Source organism: Priestia sp. SIMBA_032 (assembly GCF_046535215.1).
Taxonomy (GTDB): Bacteria; Bacillota; Bacilli; order Bacillales; family Bacillaceae_H; genus Priestia; species Priestia aryabhattai.
This window is the reverse complement of the sequence record NZ_JAWRXD010000152.1, coordinates 1-441: the sequence shown is the minus strand read 5'-3', so window position 1 is coordinate 441 and position 441 is coordinate 1. Positions and strand designations below refer to the sequence as shown.

4 tRNA genes are annotated in these 441 nt (G+C 48.8%); all 4 read right to left on the bottom strand.

The features are described 5' to 3' along the window. Position 1 precedes the first annotated feature (1 nt). Positions 2-75: transfer RNA gene (locus tag SB717_RS33775), tRNA-Arg, on the bottom strand. Between the two features lie 90 nt (positions 76-165). Then, positions 166-251 (bottom strand) — tRNA-Leu (locus SB717_RS33770). Between the two features lie 22 nt (positions 252-273). Continuing rightward, a tRNA-Leu gene (locus SB717_RS33765) sits at positions 274-356 on the bottom strand. A gap of 12 nt (positions 357-368) precedes the next feature. Next, positions 369-441 (bottom strand) — tRNA-Lys (locus SB717_RS33760).

Here is a 441-nt window from a genome sequence, read left to right as displayed (position 1 = left end):
GCGCGCCCGAGAGGAGTCGAACCCCTAACCTTTTGATCCGTAGTCAAACGCTCTATCCAATTGAGCTACGGGCGCTTCTTATGATGTTTACCGCCGTTGTTTTGGCGACATTATTATAATATCACTTCTATTTTCTTATGTCAACACTTTTTGAAAAGTTTTTTTTGGTGCGGCCGAGAGGACTTGAACCTCCACGGGGTCGCCCCCACTAGGCCCTCAACCTAGCGCGTCTGCCATTCCGCCACGACCGCTAAATACATAAAATGAATAAGATGCGGGTGAAGGGACTTGAACCCCCACGTCGTAAAGACACTAGATCCTAAGTCTAGCGCGTCTGCCAATTCCGCCACACCCGCAAGAAATGAAAATGAGCCATGAAGGACTCGAACCTTCGACCCTCTGATTAAAAGTCAGATGCTCTACCAACTGAGCTAATGGCTC